This is a genomic window from Salinicola sp. MIT1003 (assembly GCF_001858555.1).
Classification (GTDB): domain Bacteria; phylum Pseudomonadota; class Gammaproteobacteria; order Pseudomonadales; family Halomonadaceae; genus Salinicola; species Salinicola salarius.
Genome location: NZ_MCAP01000044.1, coordinates 23298 through 43443 on the forward strand (window position 1 = coordinate 23298; position 20146 = coordinate 43443).

Genomic DNA, 20146 nt, shown 5'->3' on the forward strand with positions numbered 1-20146 from the left:
GCACGGCCATTTCAACGTACCAGCGCCGGACGCTTGGGATCGAACTGCCAGCCATCGATCAGATATTGCATCGCCATGGCGTCGTTGCGCCCGCCGGCAGGCAGGCTGCGATAGAGCGCGTTGGCCTGCTCGATCTGTTCCATGTCGACCTCGATACCCAGCCCGGGAGCGTCGGTCACCGCGACCTTGCCATCGACGATCTGCGGCGACTCGCGGGTCAGCCGGGCATCGCCCTCCTGCCAGATCCAGTGGGTATCCAGTGCGGTGGTGCGGCCGACGGCGGCGGCGCCCACATGAGCGAACATCGCCAGCGAAATGTCGAAGTGGTTGTTGGAGTGCGAGCCCCAGGTCATGCCATGGTCCTGACACAGTTGGGAGACACGCACCGCGCCGGAAAGCGTCCAGAAGTGCGGATCGGCCAGCGGAATGTCGACCGAACGCAGCATCAGTGCATGAGCCATCTCGCGCCAGTTTGTGGCCACCATGTTGGTGGCGACCGGCAATCCGGTGGCATGACGGAATTCGGCCAGGATCTCGCGACCGGAGAAGCCCTGCTCCGCCCCGCACGGATCCTCGGCGTAGGCGATGACGCCGTGCAGGTTCTTGCAAAGGCGGATCGCCTCCTGCAACGACCACGCGCCGTTGGGATCGATCGTCACTCGCGCCTCGGGAAACGCATTGTGCAACGCCGTGACCGCTTCGATTTCCTGCTCGCCCGGCAGCGCGCCGCCCTTGAGCTTGAAATCCCTGAAACCGTAGCGATCGTGGGCCGCCTCGGCCAGCTCGACGATACGCTGCGGCGTCATTGCCGCTTCGTCGCGCAGGCGGTACCAGTCGTGGCTGGCGTCCTCGGTTCCGCGACGCTCAGTACCACGACGATAGCCCAGCGGGGTGGCATGACCATCGCCGATGAAGAACAGATAGCCCAGCACCTCGACGCTATCGCGCTGCTTGCCGTCGCCCAGCAACTCGGCCACCGGCACGTCGAGGAACTTGCCGAACAGATCGAGCAGAGCGGCTTCGAGCGCCGCCACCGCATTGACACGCAGCTCGAAGGTCCAGGAACCCTTGCCGAAATCCTCGAAATCGGCGCCACGACCGGCGGAGTGCAGCGATGCCACCATCGAGCGCAGCTTGCCGATGGGCTGACCGATTACCAGTGGGCGCGCCTGCTCCAGAGAGCGCTGGATCGTCTCGCCACCCGGCGCTTCGCCCACGCCGACATTACCGGCACTGTCTTCGAGGAGGATCAGGTTGCGGGTGAAGTAAGGCGAATGTGCACCACCGATATTGAGCAACATGCTGTCGCGACCGGCGACCGGAATGACCTGCATATCGGTGATGGTAGGCGTGCCATGACTCGGCATTGAACTCCTCCGTCGGCAATACGGGCGCGCGCTGCACAGTCGAGGCCCAGCGCCCAGAGATAACCAGGGCGGCCTCGAGACCGCCCCGTCTTGTCAATCAGCGCATCAATCGGCTCAGAGCGCGTTGGCTTTTTCGATCAACTGCTTGAGCGTGGCCCGCTCTTTCTCGTTGGGCATGGTCAGCGGCGCACGCACGTCGCCACCCGGATAACCGACCAGGTCGGCACCGGCCTTGATCAGACTGACGGCATAGCCTTTCTGGGTATCGCGCATAGTGACGAACGGAATGAAGAACTCGCGAGTCGCCTGACGCACGAACTCGCTGTTGCCCTTGCGCAGCTCCTTGTAGAACTTCACGGCCATGTCCGGCACGAAGTTGAACACCGCGGAAGAATAGGTGCTGACGCCAATGGCCAGATAGGCTTCGGCAATGATCTCGGCCGTCGGCACGCCACCAACGTAGGCGAGGCGATCGCCCAGCGTCTTGATGATGATGTTGAGCGCCTGCATGTCGCCCTTGCCGTCTTTCAGGCCGACCAGGTTCGGGCAGCGATCGGCCAATGCCTGAACGGCATTGACGGTGAGATAGCCGTTGGCACGGTTGTAGTAGATCACGTTGAGATCGGTGGAATCGCAAACGCTGGCGGCGTACTCGACGATGCCGGATTCCGGGCACTCGGTCAGGTACGGCGGCATCAGCAGAATGCCATCGGCGCCCGCTTCCTGGGCGGCCTTGGCGTGCGCCTTGGCGAGTTCGGCACTCTGGCCGGCGCTGGCGATGACCGGCACGTGCCCACCGATGGTTTCCACGGCGACTTTGACGATTTCACGATATTCATCGATGGTGATGTTGAAGAATTCGCCAGTGCCGCCAGCCACGAAAAGGGCGGAAACTTCATACTCCTTCAGCCACAGCAGACGGCGACGGTAGCTTTCGACATCGAACTTGCCGTTGGCATCGAAATCGGTCACCGGGAACGACAGCAAACCGTCGGTGATAGAGGCAACGACCGCTTCTTTGGAAAAATTCACCTGATTCCCCTTATCATGGGTTAACGTATGCAGACATTCGGCCGACTGCCGCCGCGCTAAAATGGCGCAAGCGGAAGCAGGATTCTATCGATATGTTGTCATACATCATACCAGAATGCCGTTAGACCTTCGATGGATTCTGCTGGGTGCATGTCTCGTCTTTGCTGAACCTGGCGTCACCCAGGGCTGCATGGCCGAATCCGAGCGCCCAGACGAACGGTTGCATCAAGATCGGATCGGAGAGAAGACTGCCTGACGTGCCGTAGCGGCATGACAGTCACCTGACTGCGGTATGCTGATCGACACCCTCTTTTGCCGGGATCTTTGCCGATGTCTAACGCTTCCGACCGCACGCCTGTCCGACCGCCGCTGAACGAGATCGTCACCTGGGAGGCGACCAGGCTGTCGCAGCGCATCCATGACCGATCGGTCTCCTGTCGCGAGGTCATGACCGCCTACCTCGATCATATCGACGCCGTGAACCCTATCGTCAACGCCATCATCTCCCGCCGCGAGCGCGCCCCGTTGCTCGCCGAGGCCGAGCTCGCCGATCGCGAACTCGCTGCGGGGCAGTCGCGCGGCTGGATGCACGGCTTCCCGCAGGCGATCAAGGATCTCTCCGACGCCCAAGGCTTCCCGACGACCCAGGGTTCGCCACTGTTCTCCGGCCAGATCGCCCAGCAGGACAGCCTGATGAGCGAGCGCATGCGTGCAGCCGGCGCGATCTTCATCGGCAAGACCAATACGCCGGAATTTGGCCTGGGCTCACAATCCTACAACCCGGTATTCGGCGCCACTCGCAACGCCTTCGATCCTTCGCGTACCGCCGGCGGCTCCAGCGGTGGCGCGGCGGCAGCGCTCGCCATGCGGATGCTGCCGGTCGCCGACGGCAGCGACATGATGGGCTCGTTGCGAAACCCCGCCGCCTTCAATCACGTGATCGGCTTTCGCCCTTCGTTCGGCCGCGTGCCCGGTCTCGTCGCCGACCCGTTCGGTCAACAGCTCGCCACCAACGGCCCGATGGGGCGAACCGTCGAAGACGTGGCCCGCCTGCTCGACACGCAGTCCGGCTTCGATCCACGCGTCCCGCTCTCGCTGGGGGAGCCGCTGATTCCCGACGGCAGCAGCGTCTCCGGCGCTCTCGACCGCGACGTTCACGGGTTGCGGATCGGCTGGCTCGGCGACTGGCGGGGGCATCTAGCGATGGAAGCGGGCGTGCTCTCGCAATGCAGAGCGGCGCTGGACCGCTTCGCCCCGCTGGGCTGCGAGGTGGAAGCGATCGATCTGCCCTTCGACGCCGAGATGCTGTGGGAAAGCTGGACGACGCTGCGCCACTGGGCCGTCGCCGGCAACCTGGGGGCGCTCTACGTCGCCCCCGCCATCCGTGAGCGCTTGAAGCCGGAAGCGCAGTGGGAGGTCGAACGCGGTCTGGCGCTCTCGGCGCAGGATATCCATGTGGCCAACGTCCAGCGTGGCGATGCCTACCGGGCCTGGAGCGCGCTGTTCGAGCGCTTCGACTACCTGGCCATGCCCAGCGCCCAGGTCTTTCCGTTCGACGTGGAGACGCACTGGCCGCGCGAGATCGCCGGGCGCACGATGGATACCTATCACCGCTGGATGGAAGTCGTGATTCCCGCCTCGATGCTCGGCGCTCCGACGATCAGCCTGCCGGCCGGACTCAACGACGCCGGCCTGCCGATGGGCTTTCAACTGATCGGCCGGCCCCGGGACGACTGGGGCGTGCTGCAACTGGCGCGCGCCTTCGAGGCGGCCAGTGGCGATCTGGCGAGATTGCCGCCGACGCTGGGCGAATAGCCGGTCACGGACAAAAAAAGAGGCGACGGGATTCCGTCGCCTCTTTCCTTTCATTCGAACGTCTTCTTTCCTTTCATTCGAACGTCTTCTTTCCTTTCATTCTAACGTCTTCGATGCATCCCACTGCTTCGATGCATCCAAACGGCGTCGATACCCGGGCGGCCCGCTGAGCCACGGCCGGTTTGCTAGAACACGAATGCCAACAGCAGGTTGAACACCAGCGCGGCGATGAAGCCGAGCGGTGCGGCACGGAACAGCAGCTTGGGCAGCAGGCCCGAGCGCGCTTCGCCCGTCGGGCAGGAGCCGAGGATCAGGCTGCCACCGGAGGAGAACGGCGAGATCGAGGTGGCCTGCGCGCCGACGACGATGGCGATGAAGATGATCATCGGATCGATCGAGAGCGTGGTGGCCAGCGACGGCACCAGCGGGAACAGTGCCGGCGTGACCACCCCCAGCGTGCTCGCGAACAGCGACATGAACGCGGCAGCGATGCCGAACGCCACGGGGATCAGGACTGGCGGAATGTTGGTGCCGATCCAGGAACCGAGCAGATCGATGGTGCCGGCCTCGATCGCTACCGAGATCAGCATGCCGACACCGCAGATCATGATGATCGTGCCCCACGGCAGCGAAGCGATCGCCTTGCGCTCGTCGCCCAGCTTCATCAGCAGCGCGATGACCGAGAACACGCTGGCGATCAGGCCGATATCCACCTTGGAATCGATGAGTGCGACGACGCCATTGTCGGGCAGCATCAGGCTGGCGATCGGCGGCAACAGCACGGTAGCCATCATCAGCAGGGTCAGGATCAGGGTGGCGCACTGGTCGCGATCGAGCGGGCCGGGGCGCTCGATGTGCGCCAGCGATACCATCGCCGTGCCCCGCTTGCGGCTGAACAGGATCAGGCCGGCGAGAACGATGATCGGCACGATCATGGTGCTGGCAAAGATGCCGAAGCTGTTGATGAACGCCTGGTCGTCGGAAATGCCGGAATTGGTCATCAGCGTGCGGAAGATGATGCCGCTCTGGCTGGAGACGAAGTTGGCACCCGCCAATGCGCCGTAGTTGACCGCCATGGCGCCGACGATCAGGTTGAGCCGGGTGCGGCTACACAGCAGCAGCGTGATCGGCGCCATGAACGCCAGCACGGTGTAATAGCCGGCCCCCAGGGCGGAGATCACCACCGCCGCCAGGAAGATGGCGAAGGGCAGCAGGTGCGGAAAGTGCCGACAGCGATACATCAGATGCTCGGCCAGCTTCTCCAGCGTGCCGTTGACGATCGCGAAGCTGTAGAACAGGCACACCGAAAAAATGATGAAGAAGATCTTCAGCGGCCACATGGCGACCACTTCCTTGGGGCTCAGACCCAACCCGAAGCAGCCGATCAGATAGGCGAAGGCAATCGCGAACAGACCGATATTGATCCTGGTGCGATATCCCAGAACGATGGAAACGACGATCGCTCCCACCACCAGAAGACTCATCATGACGTTGTTCCCCGTAGCGCTTGTCTTTATGGGTTTTCAATCGATCCCTTTCGAGGATCCCTTACTCGGCGAAACCTGGCCGACTGGCCTTCAGGCAGCCCGGTCGATCCCGAACAGCCTGGCCGGGTTATCGATCAGCACCTTCCGGCGTTCGGCGGCGTCCGGCAGCAGCGTCTCCATCAGCGAAAACTGGGCGTCGTAGTCGGTCTGGGCTTCGAACCGCGTGTGCGGCCAGTCGCTTCCCCACACCAGCCGATCGTCATGGCCATAAGCATCGAGCAGACGATCGATCGAGCGCCGAGCCTGAGCCAGCGTCGAGCGGCTGCGATAGGTCGCCGACAACTTGACCCAGACCGCCTCGCTCGGCAGCAGCGACAGCAGCGCCCGGTGATCCGAATCGGTCGGATCGATCTCGCCGTCGGGCAAGCCGAAATGGTCGATCACCACCGCCACGCCGGATTGCAGAATCTGCGGCAGGATCTCGCCCAGATCTTCCATGCCCCGCTGGATCTCCACCGACCAGCCGCGCCGTGCCACCTTGGCGAACAACGTCCGCCAGGACGCGCTACGATAGTCTTCCAGCGGCTGCCCGATCAGGTTGAGCCGAATGCCGACCACACCCGCCTCGGCCAGTTCGTCCAGCGTCTCCTCGGTCACGTCACGCGCCACCACTGCCGTGCCACGCAGACGCTGCGGAAAACGACGCAGGGCATCGACCAGATGTCGGTTGTCGGTACCCAGAAAGCTCGGCTGCACCAGCACGCCATGAGAAAGGCCGCAATGATCGAGATGCGCCAGATACTGCTCGACGGTCGCGTCATAATCCGGGCTGTAGCGGCGATTGCCGGCCAGCTCCAGCCCCTGGTGAAAGATATGCGCATGCGTATCGACGCCGGTCAGCGCGACGGAAGCGAGTTGCGTCATGAGTGGCCCTTGGTGAATGACATGAACACGTGACGGCGAACGTAACGTTCGACCCCAACAAAAGATCTATTCATATAGTTGAATAGCGACGAGCGCAAGCATACACCGCATCGGACGCATTCTTCCGGGTTACGACTAAAGATGAAAACAAAGGTGATACATTTGTCTGGAACATCGTGGAGGGAACATTCATGAAGGGAACAGGCTCCATGACCGACGAACGCCTGCCGCTCTACCAGCGCCTGCGCGACGACATGCTGGCCAAGATCGCCGCCGGCGAATGGGCACCGGGCGGCGCGATCCCGACCGAAGCCGAGCTGACCAGGCACTACGGTGTCGCTGTCGGCACGCTGAGAAAGGCCGTGGACACGCTGGTCCAGGATGGGCTGATGAAGCGCAGCCAGGGGCGCGGCACCTTTGTCCTGCGCCCCAACTTCGAGAGTTCGCTGTTCCGTTTCTTCCGCCAGGTGGATGCCAGGGGCGAGCGCAGGATTCCCAATGGCCGAATCCTGGCCCGGGAACTCACATCACCGCCGTCCTACGTGGCGGATGCGCTGGCACTGGCTTCGTCGGAGAACGTGATTCGACTGGAGAGAGTCCGTGAACTCGACGGGACGACGGTCTATCACGAAGAAATCTGGCTGCCGGCCGGCCGATTCGAAGCCCTGATGCAGATCGATCCCGACGATTTCGGCAATCTGCTCTACCCGTTCTACGAGACCCAGTGCGGGCAACTGATCGGTTCGGCGCGGGAAACCCTGACCGTCGAGACGGCCGACGCGACACTCGCCGGGGTTCTCGGTATCGGCACCGGCCAGCCGGTCGTCATGATCGAGCGACTGGCGTTCGGCTACGACCGCACGCCGCTGGAATACCGGCGTTCACGCGGCGCCGCGGACACCTTCCGTTATCAGGTCGACATCTCCTGATCGACGGCCTCGCGGCAAACCGCTCATTCGGCATCTAGCCGGGTACGTGCAGCGTCAGCACCGCACAAGGAGCAAGATGCGCTACCTTGTGCGACACGCTGCCGACAGCCAGGCTTTTCAGATTGCTCAGGCCGCGGCTGCCCATGATGATCATGTCGACCCCGAGCTCGGTCGCCTGCCGCACGATCGTCTCGACCGGCCGCCCTTCCACGATGTGATAGGTCACCTCGTCCGAACCGCCGCCTATCGCCTGCCAGGCTTCCTCGAGCAGCCGCTCCCCCGCCAGCCGCCCCTTCTCCGGCGTGTAGTCGGCTGGCGCGGCTCCCACCTTGGCGCCGAGCGCATCCTTGGCAACCGGTACCTCGGGCACGTGCAACAGGTGGATTCTGGCCTGGGTCGCACGCTGGACGAGACACGCATGCGCCAGCGCCTGGCGTGCGCTGACCGAACCATCGATGGGTACCAGTATCTGCTGAGTCATGATCGCCACCTCCTGGTGTGACTGACTTGGCGTGATGACTGCCTGGGTAGGTAATCGACGCGATTCGACTACCCGGCGCGTTGCGATACCGGGTAGCGAACCTGACTACAGCGTAGACAATGCACGCCAGGAGGCGACATCGAGAGTGGCAGGATGAGGGCCGAGCGCCGACTGTCTTGCAGCAATCGGCGCTCGCATTGGGCGGGAGGCTTTCGGTTCAACCCGCCCGGGCGTACTTGGCGACCGCCTGGTCGACATGGATGCAGGCGACCTTGACCCGGTCGTTGACGCTATCCAGCGGCGGATCGGCCTGGGTGCAGGCCTCGGTCGCCAGATGGCAGCGCGGGGCGAACGGGCAGCCCGGCGGCGGCGCCAGCGGCGAAGGCGGCTCGCCCTTGAGATGGACGCGCTCGCGTCGGCGGTTGGGATCCGCCACCGGTGTGGCCGAAAACAGCGCCTGGGTGTAGGGGTGGCGCGGCGTGGTGAAGACCTCCTCCGCCGGCCCGGTTTCCACCGGCTGGCCGAAGTACATCACGATCACGTCGTCGGCGATGCGGCGCACCACCGACAGATCGTGCGAGATGAACACGTAGGCCAGCCCGAACTCGTCCTGCAGATCCGCCAGCAGGTTGAGCACCTGCGCCTGGATCGACAGATCCAGCGCCGAGACCGGCTCGTCCAGCACCAGAATCTTCGGGTTGAGCATCAGGGCGCGCGCAATGGCAATGCGCTGACGCTGCCCGCCGGAGAACATGTGCGGATAGCGATCGGCGTGTTCCGGGCGCAGCCCGACCTTGGCGATCATGTCCAGCGCCGCCTGGCGTCGTTCGGCCGCGCTCATCTCCTTGCGGTTGAGCTTGAGCGGCTCCTCCAGCATGGTCGCCACCGTCTTGCGCGGGTTGAGCGAGCCATACGGGTTCTGGAAGATGATCTGCACCTCCCGGCGCAGCGCGGCCGGCGGGCGCTGCCCCTCCTTCAACGATACCTCGTGCCCGCTGATCGTCAGCTTGCCGCTGGTGGGCGGCTCGATCATCGTCAGCACCCGGGCCAGGGTCGACTTGCCGCAGCCGGACTCGCCGACCACCGCCAGCGTCTGGCCGGGATAGAGTTCGAAAGTGGCTTCGTTGAGCGCTTTCACCGTCGCCGGCTTGGAGAACGGCCCACCCTTGATCTGATAGTGACGGGTCAGATTGACAGCGCTCAATACGGCATCGCGGCTCATGGGCGCACCTCTCTATGCGGGCTGGATTGCGGGTTGTCTCGCGCCACGCCCGCCGCAGCCGGCGACGGCGAGATCCCATCTTCCAGGGGATAGTGACACAACGTACGGGCCGGATCGTCCGGCGCCGCCACCGGCTCGACCTCGCGGCAGTGCTCGGTGGCATAGCGGCAGCGCGGGTTGAACAGGCAACCCGTCGGGCGATCATGCTGACCGGGCACGACGCCGGGAATGGTCGGCAGGCGATCCTGATCGCCGGCGCGCTCCGGCAGCGCCGACAGCAGCGCCTCGGTGTAGGGATGACGCGGATTGGCGAACAGCGACTTCACGTCCTGTTTCTCGACCTGGCGGCCGGCGTACTGAACCACCACGTGCTTCGCCGTCTCCGCGACCACGCCCATGTCGTGGGTGATCAGGATCAGCGCCATGCCGGTGTCTTCCTGCAACCGCAGCAGCAGCTCGAGAATCTGAGCCTGGATGGTGACGTCGAGCGCCGTGGTCGGCTCGTCGGCGATCAGCAGGCGCGGATTGCAGGAGATCGCCATGGCGATCATCACCCGCTGGCTCATGCCGCCGGAGAGCTGATGCGGATACGCCTTGATCCGACGCGCCGGGTCGGGAATCCCCACCTGCGCCAGCAGATCCAGCGCCCGCTCGTGGCGCTCCTTGCGCGATCCGCCCAGGTGCTGCTTGATCATCTCGTCGATCTGGGTGCCGACGGTGAAGCAGGGATTGAGGCTGCTCATCGGCTCCTGAAAGATCATCGACATCTCGCCGCCGACGATGCGCCGGCGCTGGCGCGAGCTCAACTGCTGCAGATCCTGGCCGTCGAAGGCCATCTTGTCGGCGGTGACCTGTGCCGTCCACGGCAGCAGGCCCATGGTGGCGAGCATCGACACGGACTTGCCCGAACCGGACTCGCCCACGATCGACCACACCTCGCCGCGGTCGACGTTGATATTGACGCCCTCCACGGCCGCGAACAGGCCACTGCTCGTCTGGAAGCGAACGCTGAGCCCTTCGATATCTAGTAATGCCATGAAAGAGCCTCCTGCGTCATGAACGCTTCATTTTGGGATCGAGCGCATCGCGCAAGCCGTCACCCATCAGATTGATCATCAATACCGTGAGCAGAATGATCAGCCCCGGGAACGTGACCGCCCAGTAGGCGCTGCCCATGAACTCGCGCGCATTGGCCAGCATCGCGCCCCACTCCGGCGTCGGCGGCTGGACGCCCATGCCGAGAAAACCCAGCGCCGCGATATCGAGAATCGCGGTGGAGAAAGAGAGCGTCGCCTGCACGATCAGCGGCGCCATGCAGTTGGGCAGCAGCGTGTTGAACATCAGCCGCAGGTGCCCGGCGCCGGAAAGTCGGCTGGCGATGACGTACTCGCGATTCTTCTCGCCGATCACCGCGGCCCGCGTCAGGCGCACGAAATAGGGCAGCTGCACCATGGCGATGGCGATCATGGCACTGGTCAGGCCGGGACTGAGAATGGCGACCAGGCCCAGTGCCAGCAGCAGGCTGGGGAATGCCAGCACCACGTCCATCACGCGGGTGATCACGGTCTCGATCCAGCCGCGGAAATACCCGGCCAGCAGGCCGAGGAAGATCCCGGCGCCCATCGAGATGATGACCACCATGGCGCTGATCGAGAGCGAATAGCGCGCCCCGTAGATCAGACGTGAAAGAATGTCGCGACCCACGGCATCCGTACCGAGGAGATAGTCCCAGCTTCCTTCGGCATGCCAGACCGGCGGCACCAGCAGCGCCGAACGGTCCTGCATCGCCGGGTCGTGCGGGGCGACCCAGGGCGCGAACAGCGCGACCAGCAGAATGAGAACGATGAAGATCAGGCCGACCAGCGCACCGCGACTGGCGCTGAAATCGCTCCAGAAGGAGGCCAGCTGGTAGCGGAACGTCCCGGGTGCGGCGGGGGTGGAAATTGCAGCCATTGTCATGCCCCCTTAATGGCGAATGCGTGGATTGATGACGCCATAGGCGATATCAACCAGCAGATTGACGATCATCACGATGAACGCGATCAGCACCAGACCACCCTGCACCGAAGGATAGTCGCGCCGTGAGATCGCATCGATCATCCACTTGCCGATGCCCGGCCAGGAGAAGATCGTCTCGGTCAGAATCGCCCCCGCCAGCAGCAGGCCGACCTGAAGGCCGATCACCGTCACCACCGAGATCAGCGCGTTGCGCAGCGTATGCACCATAATCACGCGGAAGTTCGACAGCCCCTTGGCACGCGCGGTGCGAACGTAGTCCTCGCCCAGCACTTCGAGCATTGAAGAGCGCGTCTGACGCGCGATGACCGCCAGCGGAATCGTGCCCAGCACGATCGCAGGCAGGACCAGGTGATGCAGCGCGGAGAGAAACGCGCCCCAGTCGCCGGCGATCAGGCTATCGATGGTCATGAAGCCGGTGACGGAGTCGATGAAATACAAAAACGAGATGCGTCCGGAAACCGGCGTCCAGCCCAACGTGCTGGAGAACAGCATGATCAGCAGCAGGCCCCACCAGAAGATCGGCATCGAGTAGCCCGTCAGACTGACACCCATGACGGTATGGTCGAGCGTCTTGCCACGCTTGACCGCCGCCAGCACGCCGGCCGGCAAGCCAATGATGACAGCGAACGCCAAGGCGAACAGCGAGAGTTCCAGCGTGGCCGGAAAGCGGCTCATGAACTCATCCATCACCGGCGAGTGGGTCACCAGGGAATTACCGAGATCGCCGTGCAGCAATCCCTTCAGGAAATCGAAATATTGGGCCACCAAGGAGCGGTCGAAGCCCATTTGCGCCTTGAGCTCGGCATAGCGCTCGGCAGAAATGCCGCGCTCGCCCGCCATCAGCAGAATCGGGTCGCCCGGCAACAGGCGAATGAAAGCGAACGCAACGATGGTGACGCCAATGAACGTCGGGACCAGCTGCGCCAGCTTGACCAGAAAGAATTTGAACATTTTGGAGTACTAGCTAGTCGCGCGATAAGAGACGGGGCGGCTTCAGAGCCGCCCCGTGTCCTCGCTAGGAGAGAATCACTTGATGTCGACGCCTTCGAAGCTGTGGCCGCCGAGCGGATCGATCTTGTAGCCGGTCACTTCCTTGCGGATCGGCATGAAGACCGTGGAGTGGGCCAGGGTGTCCCACGGTGCCTGCTCCTTGAAGATCTCCTGCGCCTGCTCGTAGAGCTTGGCACGCTCGCCCTGATCGCTCAGCGTGCGCGCTTTCTGGATCAGCTCGTCGAACGGCTGGTGGCACCACTGCGAACGGTTGGCACCGCCGACACCATCACAGCCGAGCAGCACGCCCATGAAGTTGTCCGGATCGCCGTTGTCGCCGGTCCAGCCCAGAATGACCGCGCCCTCGCGCTTGGTATCCGAAGAACGCTTCAGATACTCGCCCCATTCGTAGGTGACGATCTCCGCATCGACACCGACCTTGGCCAGATCCGACTGCATCAGCTCGGCGGTACGCCGCGCATTCGGCATGTACGGACGCTGAACCGGCATCGCCCAGATGTTCATCTTCAGGTTCTCGACGCCCGCATCGGCCAGCATCTGCTTGGCTTTCTCGGGATCGTACTGATCATCCTGGATGTCGTCGTTGTAGCCCCACATGGTCGGCGGGATCGGGTTCTTGGCGACTTCGCCAGCGCCCTGGAACACCGCGTCGATGATCGCCTGCTTGTTGATCGCCATGTTGAGTGCCTTGCGCACTTCCGGCTTGTCGAATGGCGCCTGCTGGGTGTTGTAGGCCAAGTAGGCCACGTTCAGACCCGCTTCCTGGAGTACGTTGATGTCGTCGTTCTGCTTCATCTCTTCGACATCGGACGGATTCGGGAACGGCATCACATGACACTCGCCCGCCATCAGCTTCTGGTAGCGAACCTGGGCATCGGAAGTGATGGCGAAGACCAGGTTATCGATCGGCTGCTTGCCGCGGAAGTAGTCCGGGTTCGCCTGATAGCGAATGGCCGCATCTTCACGGTAGTTGACGAACTGGAACGGACCGGTACCGATCGGCTGCTGGTTGGCCAGCTCCGGCTTGCCCTCGTCGAGCAACTGCTGCTCGTACTCCTTGGAGTGGATCGAAGCGAAGTCCATTGCCAGATTGGCGACGAATGGCGCGTTGGGCTTGGTGAGCACGAACTTCACGGTATGATCGTCGACCTTCTCGATCGACTTGATCAACTCGCCCATCGACATGGAATTGAAGTACTCGAAGCTGCCGTTGGCGAGCTTGTAATACGGGTTGTTCTCGTCCATCTGACGCTCGAACGTCCAGATGACGTCGTCGGCGTTGAGTTTTCGACTCGGCGTGAAGAAGTCGGTGGTCTGGAACTTGACGTCATCGCGCAGATGGAAGGTCACTTCCAGGCCGTCGTCGGAGATTTCCCAGCTCTTGGCGATGGCCGGTTCGACTTCGGTGGTACCCGGCTTGAACTGGACCAGACGGTTGTAGACCGTCTTGCTCGACGCGTCGAAGGTGGTCCCCGCAGTGTAGAGCGAGGGATCGAAGCCTTCCGGAGAGCCTTCGGAGCAGTAGACCAGCGTCTTGGCCATGACCGGGGTCGCGCCCAGCATCATGGCGGCGATGCCAGCCGCAAGCAGCGTCTTCTTCATTGTCAATCTCCTGCACAGCGCACGCTGTTATTGTGATATCGGCTTGTGGCCGATTGTCATTGTGTTACCGGTCTGTCAGGTATCCGGTAATCGGCACAGACTAGAGCGTGAAGCAGCGTTTAATCAATTGTCCAATAGCGTGACCCGCAGTGGTTGCACTGACTGACCGTTCCGTTTAATAGAAGCGGCCAGCCACGCAGGACAAGACGCGATCGCCGCTATCGCTACGGTTGAATCTGCTCGCCGGCCGCCAGCCATTCGTCGACCTGATCGCGGTTTTCCTCGAGCCAGGTCCGTGCGCCCGCCACCGGATCGTCCTGAGACTCGATCTCCGACATCAGCTCGCCGAGACTTTCATCGCTCATGTGCCAGGCATCGAGCACCGCCGTCAGCCACGGATCGTCTCCCGAAAAGCCCTCGCGGGAGAACCAGTAGATCGTGTCACCGTCGCCATAGACCTTCTCGGGATCCTCGAGATACTTCAGATCGTAGTCCGCGAAGGCCCAGTGCGGATTCCACAGCGTTACCACGATCGGCTCTTCACTCTTGTAGGCACGGTCGAGCGCGGACATCATCGCCGGTTCGGAGCTGTTCACCTGGTTCAGAGGCAGATCGTAGGTTTCGATAGCATCGTCGGTCATCCCGGCGATCGCCGAGCCCGGGTCGATCCCCAGAATCGTCGGGCTGCCCTGGTATTCGAACTCGTCGGCACGCTTCGCCAGTTCCGGAATGGAATCGATGTCGACATAGCTCGGCACCACCAGGCCCAGCCCGGTCCTGTCATACCAGGCGTCGTGTACCTCGAGCGTATCCTTGTATGGCTCGAGAAACGCCTTGTCGGTATAAGGCAGCCACAGCTCCAGCGATAGATCGAAATCACCATTCGCCAATCCCGCAAACAAGGCACTCTTGCCGACATCCGATAGCTCGACGTCATACCCCTGACCATCCAGCACCAGCTTCCAGAGGTTGGCGACGGCAACGTTCTCGGCCCAGTTGTTGGTGCCGATGACCAGCGGCTTTTCCTGGGCAGGAGCCACAGCCGAGGCGGTCGAGCCGACGGCGAAAAGAGCGGCAGCGGCTGGAACCACAAAAGCCTTTTTCATAATTTTTTATCCCTGCTTGTTGTTAGAAACAAAAACACAGCGTTATAAGTATCCGGATATTGGCGAAGATTGCTACCGCCAATCCTCGGGGAGCATTCATGAAGATTCAGCTCAAACGGATTTACGACGCCGCCGCCCAGAACGACGGCTATCGAGTTCTGATCGATGGCATGTGGCCGCGTGGCATCGCCAAACGAGATGCCAGGATCGATGCGTGGTACAAGACGCTCGCACCCAGCAAGGCACTACGCCAGTGGTTCGGCCATGACCGGGAACGCTGGCAAGCGTTTCGAAAGGCGTATCTCGCGGAACTCGCCAAGGCCGACACCACCGCTCTCGACGAGCTATGTGAGATCGCCCGCCAGCAGCAGCTGACGCTGCTGTTCGCTGCGAAAGACGTCGAATGCAATCATGCCGTGGTGCTCAGGGAGTACCTGCAAATGCGCGATGGACGATTGGAGAAGAAGCGATGAACGAGACGGAAGCGCTGCAGCTCGCCACGAAAGTCCAAAAAGCCTGCATCGAGGCCGCACTGTCTGGCTATGAAAATGCCGCCCTGTCCGGCTTGTGCCAGGAAGGCGCCATCGAGGCCGCAATCAGCGCGATCCAGATGCTCGATCTGAACGCGCTGGCGGTGCCGGGATCGCATCAGGATCCGACCTAGCCCGACATGCAACCACACCATTCGGGGCATCACGCTCGACGAACTATCACTTTCGTCTAACAGGCGCTGACGTTTCAGACGTTTATGCTGGCTTCCTGCTTGTATGACAAAGAGCCGACTCACTGTCTGGCGTCTTTGCATGCCAATGTCTGATGCACCCGCCGAAGAGCCCGATCATGGAACAAGACATTACCCTTTCGCTTCGAGACGCCGAAGCGCTGAGCCTGCGCATCCTCGGCAATGCCGGATTCAGCGACGCCCACGCCGGCGCAATCACGCGCAGTGTGATCGCGGCGCAACGTGACGAATGCCATTCCCACGGCCTTTATCGCCTCATCAGTTGCGTGGAAACCGCCAGAAAAGGCGGCGTCGATACCCAGGCCGAGCCGGAGATCATCGATCAGGCACCCAGCATCGTGAGGATCGATGCGCATCGGGGCAACTCGCTGCTCTCTTTCGAACGAGGCAAGTCGCACCTCAAGGAGAAGGCCGAACGTAACGGCATCGCCGCGCTCGCGATCAACAACTGCTTTCACTTCTCCGCGCTCTGGCCCGAGGTCGAAACACTCGCCGAGATGGGGCTGGTCGGCCTGGCGATGAACCCGACCCATGCCTTCGTCGCCCCCACGGGCGGCAATCGCCCGCTGCTGGGAACCAACCCCATCGCATTTTCCTGGCCGCGACCGGGCAAGCATCCTTATACCTTCGATTTTGCCACCAGCGTCGTCGCCCGTGGCGAGATCGAACTGCACAAACGCGCTGGCGACTCGATCCCCGAAGGCTGGGCACTGGACGACCAGGGCAACGCGGCCACCGATCCGGCAGCCGCGCTCGAAGGCGCCATGCTCCCCTTCGGCGGCCACAAGGGCTCCGCGCTCTCGACCATGATCGAACTGCTCGCCGGCCCCTTGATCGGCGACGTGCTCAGCCACGAGACTCAGCCCACCAACGACGACGGCACCGGCAAGCCCTACCACGGCGAAATCATCCTCGCCCTCTCCCCCGCCACCTTCCTGGGCGAACGCGCCGACGCGCATCTCGCCCACGCGGAAGTGCTGTTCGAGCGCATCCTCGACCAGGGCGCCCGGCTGCCCTCGCAGCGTCGTTATGAAGCGCGGGAACGCAGCCGCGTCAATGGCGTGAAGATTCCCTTGGCGCTGTATGAAGAACTGCAGAAGCTGGCGTGAAATATGAGACAGCGACATGAGAGGGATTCAGCTGCAAGTTAGGCGGAGAGAAGCGGATACGGCGGTTCGTGCCGAAGGCGACATTGGCGCCGCCCTTCTGGTTACCTGGCTCGATCAAGCCACCCGAGGGCGAATCCCCTCGTAGTGATCGTGGCGTCTGGCCTCTTCCAGATCATAGGCGTTCTGTAGCCGCAACCAATAGCCCGGGCTGGTACCGAAGTAGATCGACAAGCGCAGATCCGTGTCTGCCGTGATCGCCCGCGCCCCGCGCGTGATTTCGCCAATACGGGTCGCCGGCACACCAATGGCCGTGGCCAGGGCATTTTTGGTCAAACCCAACGGCTCGATGAATTCTTCCAACAGAATCTCGCCGGGATGGATATTGGGGGTCGCTCTTCGGTCATCGTTTACCTCCTTTACCTTCCTAAGTATTACGGTCTCGAACGCAGACCCAATGTTCGATTTCGAAAGCCCTCTCCTCTCCGCATCCGCGCTTCCACCCCGCCCCAGGCAGGCCTATCGCGAGTCGTCATGATGACCGCCACCAGCCCCTCCCTCTGACACTTGTCTCTACGCGATTCAAGCTCATGAAATTCGGATAAAAACTTCTGACCCGAGAAATTTTCATTGATGAAAATTTCGTAAACGAATGGATAAAGTCGCTCTAGACTATTGATTCATCAGGCAGTTACCGCTCTCGCAATCCACAACAGACATACGACTTGTCCAGCATCTAATACTTTTTGATTAATTAAAAATGTTCGATAGCGAGCCACAATGAGTCAATTCGAACATTAGCGAGCAGATCCGAACATGGACAACGAAAGCTACGATCTGATTGTCATCGGCGGCGGTATCAACGGCGCGGGTATCGCGCGTGACGCCGCGGGTCGCGGCCTTTCGGTGCTGCTGGTCGAGGCAGATGATCTTGCCAGCCATACGTCTTCGGCTTCGACCAAGCTGATCCACGGAGGCCTGCGTTACCTCGAGCAGTACGAGTTCAAGCTCGTGGCCAAGGCACTTTCCGAGCGCGAGGTACTGCTCAAGGCAGCGCCGCACATCATCTGGCCGATGCGTTTCGTCCTGCCTCATCAGAAACATCTGCGGCCGGCCTGGATGATCCGAACCGGGCTTTTCCTGTACGACCACCTGGGTGGACGCCAGACGCTGGCGGGCTCGCAAGGGATCAAATTCGCCGATCACCCGGCCGGGACGCCACTGAAGCCCGAGTTCGCCAGGGGCTTCGCCTACTCGGATGCCTGGGTTCAGGATGCTCGGCTGGTGGTGCTCAACTGCATGGACGCGGCCGACCGTGGCGCCCGTATCATGACGCGTACCCGCGCGGAAACGGCGGTGCGCAACGCCGACGGTTGGCAAGTCACTCTAAAGACGATGGACGGCGAGACAATCGCGGTTCACTCGCGCGGGCTGGCCAATGCGGCCGGGCCCTGGGCCGTACGTTTCCTCGACGAGGTCGCTTCGCAGAAGCACCCGTATTCGCTGCGCCTGATCAAGGGCAGCCATATCGTGGTGAACCGGCTGTTCGACCACGACTACGCCTACATCTTCCAGCAGCCCGATGGCCGCATCGTGTTCGCCATCCCCTACGAGCGTGATTTCACGCTGATCGGAACGACCGACGTCGAGCACGAGGGCGCACCGGGCAGAGTGGCGATCGAGGAAGACGAGGTCCGCTATCTCTGCGAATCCGCCAATCGCTATTTCGAGCAGTCGATCGGTCCCGACGACGTCGTCTGGAGCTACTCCGGCGTGCGCCCCCTGCTCGACGATCGCGAGGACAACGCCAGCGAAATCACCCGCGATTACCGCATCCAGCTCGATACCTCCGGCGGCGCCGTCCTGCTCAACGTCTTCGGCGGCAAGCTGACCACCTATCGGCGGCTGGCCGAGGATGCCGTCGATCAACTGGCCCCTGAGCTCGGCAACCAGGGAAAAGCCTGGACCGGCAAGGGCCACCCGCTCCCCGGCGGAGAAGAAGCGAAACCCCAGCATCTGTTCGAGTCGCTACAGGCCAGTCACCCCTTCATTCCCCTGGGCATGGCCAATCGCCTGGTCTTCAACTACGGGACCCGCGTGCGCGACATCGTGGAGGGTGCAAAAAGCCTGGAAGATCTGGGCGAGCATTTTGGCGCCGACCTGTATGCCGCCGAAGTCGATTACCTGCGCGATCACGAGTGGGCACGAACTGCCGAAGATATCCTCTGGCGGCGATCCAAGCTCGGGTTACGGCTCGACGATGATCAATGCCAACGGCTTGCCGACTACCTCGCTCGCTCTTCCGACGGGCCCACCAAGGCCGAGCCGGAAATCTAGGTACGCTCCCGGACCCCATAAGCGAACGCCGCCGTCGCGAATGACGGCATCAATCCGACTGCCGTCGATACGAGAGGCGCAACACGAAGGAGGAAGCACATGGCACGCCAGCCCATCATTTTTATCGGCATTCACCTTGCTGGGCATGCAAGTCCGGCCTTATCCGGATACGACATTCGTGACAGTAAGGGGTATTCATGGGCATTGTAGAAACGATACTGGTTCACGAGATCGCCGGAACGGCGTTCCTGACGCTACTGGGTTGCGGCGTCGTGGCCAACGTCCTGCTGAACAGGACGAACGGCAACGGCAGCGATGGCATCGTGATCTTCTTCGGCTGGGGGCTTGCCGTGTTCTGCGGGGTCTACGTTGCCTACGATACCGGTGCGCATCTCAACCCAGCGGTGACTCTCAGTTTACTTATCGGTCCGGCTCAGGAGTACGCCGATGGTATTCCGATCAATGTCGTCACGACTGTCACGTACTTTGTAGCTGAGTTCGTCGGCGGCTTTCTCGGGGCGGTCGTTTGCTACCTCGCCTATAAAAAACAGTACGATGACACCGAAGATAGCTCCATCAAACTGGCTACGTTTTCCACGGCACCGACCATCCGATCCTACGGCTGGAATCTGGTCAGCGAGATCGTCGGCACCTTTGTACTGATCTTCGTGATCATCATGTTCGGTAACACGCCATCCGGCCTCGGGCCATTGGCGGTCGCACTGCTGGTGGTCTCGATCGGGGCCTCGCTGGGTGGGCCGACAGGCTACGCCATCAACCCAGCGCGTGACCTCGGCCCCCGCATTGCCCATGCCGTACTGCCGATCAAGAACAAGGGCCCTAACGACTGGCGCTATGCCTGGGTTCCCGTGGTCGGCCCTGTCATCGGTAGCACGCTGGCTGCGCTTGTAGCCTACATCTATTAACCCGTCTGACTGATCGATTTCCGCAACGAATACGAGGAGC

At 62.2% G+C, this 20146-nt stretch carries 19 protein-coding genes; 7 read left to right on the forward strand and 12 right to left on the reverse strand.

Going from position 1 to position 20146, the window contains the following annotated elements:
- Window positions 1–11: 11 nt before the first annotated feature.
- Together BC443_RS13365 and kdgD are read right to left on the reverse strand one after the other, a co-directional pair.
- On the reverse strand, window positions 12–1367 hold the full coding sequence (locus tag BC443_RS13365; protein WP_071232333.1) for an enolase C-terminal domain-like protein: 1356 nt from the start codon (window positions 1365–1367) through the stop codon (window positions 12–14).
- 114 nt (window positions 1368–1481) lie between these two features.
- Window positions 1482–2399 (reverse strand): 5-dehydro-4-deoxyglucarate dehydratase, encoded by a 918-nt coding sequence (kdgD, locus tag BC443_RS13370; RefSeq protein ID WP_071232334.1) that lies wholly within the window; start codon window positions 2397–2399, stop codon window positions 1482–1484.
- 330 nt (window positions 2400–2729) lie between these two features.
- Between kdgD and BC443_RS13375 the strand changes: the two genes are divergently transcribed.
- Window positions 2730–4214, forward strand: coding sequence for an amidase (locus tag BC443_RS13375; RefSeq protein ID WP_071232335.1), 1485 nt, complete (start codon window positions 2730–2732; stop codon window positions 4212–4214).
- Between the two features lie 185 nt (window positions 4215–4399).
- On the opposite strand, the gene BC443_RS13380 is transcribed toward BC443_RS13375, so the two are convergent.
- Window positions 4400–5701, reverse strand: coding sequence for an SLC13 family permease (locus BC443_RS13380; protein WP_071232336.1), 1302 nt, complete (start codon window positions 5699–5701; stop codon window positions 4400–4402).
- Between the two features lie 90 nt (window positions 5702–5791).
- Window positions 5792–6625 (reverse strand): amidohydrolase family protein, encoded by an 834-nt coding sequence (locus BC443_RS13385; protein ID WP_071232337.1) that lies wholly within the window; start codon window positions 6623–6625, stop codon window positions 5792–5794.
- Between the two features lie 209 nt (window positions 6626–6834).
- Between BC443_RS13385 and BC443_RS13390 the strand changes: the two genes are divergently transcribed.
- Window positions 6835–7554, forward strand: coding sequence for a GntR family transcriptional regulator (locus BC443_RS13390; protein WP_139284326.1), 720 nt, complete (start codon window positions 6835–6837; stop codon window positions 7552–7554).
- 34 nt (window positions 7555–7588) lie between these two features.
- Here the strand turns inward: BC443_RS13390 and BC443_RS13395 are convergent, their stop codons facing one another.
- The 7 genes from BC443_RS13395 to BC443_RS13425 all read right to left on the reverse strand — a co-directional run bounded on the left by BC443_RS13395 (window position 7589) and on the right by BC443_RS13425 (window position 14995).
- Window positions 7589–8035 carry a universal stress protein gene (locus BC443_RS13395; protein WP_071232339.1) on the reverse strand — a complete coding sequence of 149 codons (447 nt, stop codon included), beginning with the start codon at window positions 8033–8035 and terminating at the stop codon, window positions 7589–7591.
- A gap of 217 nt (window positions 8036–8252) precedes the next feature.
- Complete coding sequence (locus BC443_RS13400; RefSeq protein ID WP_071232340.1) at window positions 8253–9257, reverse strand: dipeptide ABC transporter ATP-binding protein; 1005 nt, start codon at window positions 9255–9257, stop codon at window positions 8253–8255.
- On the reverse strand, window positions 9254–10294 hold the full coding sequence (locus tag BC443_RS13405) for an ABC transporter ATP-binding protein (protein WP_071232341.1): 1041 nt from the start codon (window positions 10292–10294) through the stop codon (window positions 9254–9256). The genes BC443_RS13400 and BC443_RS13405 overlap by 4 nt, the downstream gene beginning before the upstream one ends.
- A gap of 16 nt (window positions 10295–10310) precedes the next feature.
- Complete coding sequence (locus tag BC443_RS13410) at window positions 10311–11210, reverse strand: ABC transporter permease subunit (protein ID WP_110636022.1); 900 nt, start codon at window positions 11208–11210, stop codon at window positions 10311–10313.
- 12 nt (window positions 11211–11222) lie between these two features.
- The gene (locus BC443_RS13415) at window positions 11223–12227 is read right to left on the reverse strand and encodes an ABC transporter permease subunit (RefSeq protein WP_071232343.1); all 1005 of its coding nucleotides are present in this window, start codon (window positions 12225–12227) and stop codon (window positions 11223–11225) included.
- Window positions 12228–12302: 75 nt separating this feature from the next.
- Window positions 12303–13889, reverse strand: coding sequence for an ABC transporter substrate-binding protein (locus BC443_RS13420; protein ID WP_083387401.1), 1587 nt, complete (start codon window positions 13887–13889; stop codon window positions 12303–12305).
- 224 nt (window positions 13890–14113) lie between these two features.
- On the reverse strand, window positions 14114–14995 hold the full coding sequence (locus tag BC443_RS13425) for a glycine betaine ABC transporter substrate-binding protein (protein ID WP_071232345.1): 882 nt from the start codon (window positions 14993–14995) through the stop codon (window positions 14114–14116).
- Window positions 14996–15093: 98 nt separating this feature from the next.
- On the opposite strand from BC443_RS13425, the gene BC443_RS13430 reads away from it, so the two are divergent.
- The 3 genes from BC443_RS13430 to BC443_RS13440 all read left to right on the forward strand — a co-directional run bounded on the left by BC443_RS13430 (window position 15094) and on the right by BC443_RS13440 (window position 16846).
- Window positions 15094–15468 carry a DUF488 family protein gene (locus BC443_RS13430; protein WP_071232346.1) on the forward strand — a complete coding sequence of 125 codons (375 nt, stop codon included), beginning with the start codon at window positions 15094–15096 and terminating at the stop codon, window positions 15466–15468.
- Complete coding sequence (locus BC443_RS13435) at window positions 15465–15659, forward strand: acetyltransferase (protein WP_071232347.1); 195 nt, start codon at window positions 15465–15467, stop codon at window positions 15657–15659. The genes BC443_RS13430 and BC443_RS13435 overlap by 4 nt, the downstream gene beginning before the upstream one ends.
- A 176-nt stretch (window positions 15660–15835) precedes the next feature.
- Window positions 15836–16846, forward strand: coding sequence for an Ldh family oxidoreductase (locus BC443_RS13440; protein ID WP_083387402.1), 1011 nt, complete (start codon window positions 15836–15838; stop codon window positions 16844–16846).
- A 114-nt stretch (window positions 16847–16960) separates the two neighbouring features.
- On the opposite strand, the gene BC443_RS13445 is transcribed toward BC443_RS13440, so the two are convergent.
- Window positions 16961–17302, reverse strand: coding sequence for a HigA family addiction module antitoxin (locus tag BC443_RS13445; RefSeq protein WP_348769678.1), 342 nt, complete (start codon window positions 17300–17302; stop codon window positions 16961–16963).
- Window positions 17303–17659: 357 nt separating this feature from the next.
- Here BC443_RS13445 and glpD point away from each other — a divergent pair, with 357 nt between their 5' ends.
- Window positions 17660–19180 (forward strand): glycerol-3-phosphate dehydrogenase, encoded by a 1521-nt coding sequence (gene glpD / locus BC443_RS13450; protein ID WP_071232350.1) that lies wholly within the window; start codon window positions 17660–17662, stop codon window positions 19178–19180.
- 197 nt (window positions 19181–19377) lie between these two features.
- Complete coding sequence (locus BC443_RS13455) at window positions 19378–20106, forward strand: MIP/aquaporin family protein (RefSeq protein WP_071232351.1); 729 nt, start codon at window positions 19378–19380, stop codon at window positions 20104–20106.
- The last annotated feature ends 40 nt before the right edge of the window (window positions 20107–20146 follow it).

What these genes read in the sequence shown, in the direction of transcription:
- BC443_RS13380 (WP_071232336.1), bottom strand. Translation starts at nt 5,701, where the DNA reads ATGATGAGTCTTCTGGTGGTGGGAGCGATCGTCGTTTCCATCGTTCTG.
- BC443_RS13425 (WP_071232345.1), bottom strand. Translation starts at nt 14,995, where the DNA reads ATGAAAAAGGCTTTTGTGGTTCCAGCCGCTGCCGCTCTTTTCGCCGTC.
- BC443_RS13435 (WP_071232347.1), top strand. Translation starts at nt 15,465, where the DNA reads ATGAACGAGACGGAAGCGCTGCAGCTCGCCACGAAAGTCCAAAAAGCC.
- BC443_RS13390 (WP_139284326.1), top strand. Translation starts at nt 6,835, where the DNA reads ATGACCGACGAACGCCTGCCGCTCTACCAGCGCCTGCGCGACGACATG.
- BC443_RS13430 (WP_071232346.1), top strand. Translation starts at nt 15,094, where the DNA reads ATGAAGATTCAGCTCAAACGGATTTACGACGCCGCCGCCCAGAACGAC.
- glpD (WP_071232350.1), top strand. Translation starts at nt 17,660, where the DNA reads ATGGACAACGAAAGCTACGATCTGATTGTCATCGGCGGCGGTATCAAC.
- BC443_RS13365 (WP_071232333.1), bottom strand. Translation starts at nt 1,367, where the DNA reads ATGCCGAGTCATGGCACGCCTACCATCACCGATATGCAGGTCATTCCG.
- BC443_RS13420 (WP_083387401.1), bottom strand. Translation starts at nt 13,889, where the DNA reads ATGAAGAAGACGCTGCTTGCGGCTGGCATCGCCGCCATGATGCTGGGC.
- BC443_RS13440 (WP_083387402.1), top strand. Translation starts at nt 15,836, where the DNA reads ATGGAACAAGACATTACCCTTTCGCTTCGAGACGCCGAAGCGCTGAGC.
- BC443_RS13405 (WP_071232341.1), bottom strand. Translation starts at nt 10,294, where the DNA reads ATGGCATTACTAGATATCGAAGGGCTCAGCGTTCGCTTCCAGACGAGC.
- BC443_RS13400 (WP_071232340.1), bottom strand. Translation starts at nt 9,257, where the DNA reads ATGAGCCGCGATGCCGTATTGAGCGCTGTCAATCTGACCCGTCACTAT.
- BC443_RS13375 (WP_071232335.1), top strand. Translation starts at nt 2,730, where the DNA reads ATGTCTAACGCTTCCGACCGCACGCCTGTCCGACCGCCGCTGAACGAG.
- BC443_RS13385 (WP_071232337.1), bottom strand. Translation starts at nt 6,625, where the DNA reads ATGACGCAACTCGCTTCCGTCGCGCTGACCGGCGTCGATACGCATGCG.
- BC443_RS13395 (WP_071232339.1), bottom strand. Translation starts at nt 8,035, where the DNA reads ATGACTCAGCAGATACTGGTACCCATCGATGGTTCGGTCAGCGCACGC.
- BC443_RS13455 (WP_071232351.1), top strand. Translation starts at nt 19,378, where the DNA reads ATGGGCATTGTAGAAACGATACTGGTTCACGAGATCGCCGGAACGGCG.
- BC443_RS13410 (WP_110636022.1), bottom strand. Translation starts at nt 11,210, where the DNA reads ATGGCTGCAATTTCCACCCCCGCCGCACCCGGGACGTTCCGCTACCAG.
- BC443_RS13415 (WP_071232343.1), bottom strand. Translation starts at nt 12,227, where the DNA reads ATGTTCAAATTCTTTCTGGTCAAGCTGGCGCAGCTGGTCCCGACGTTC.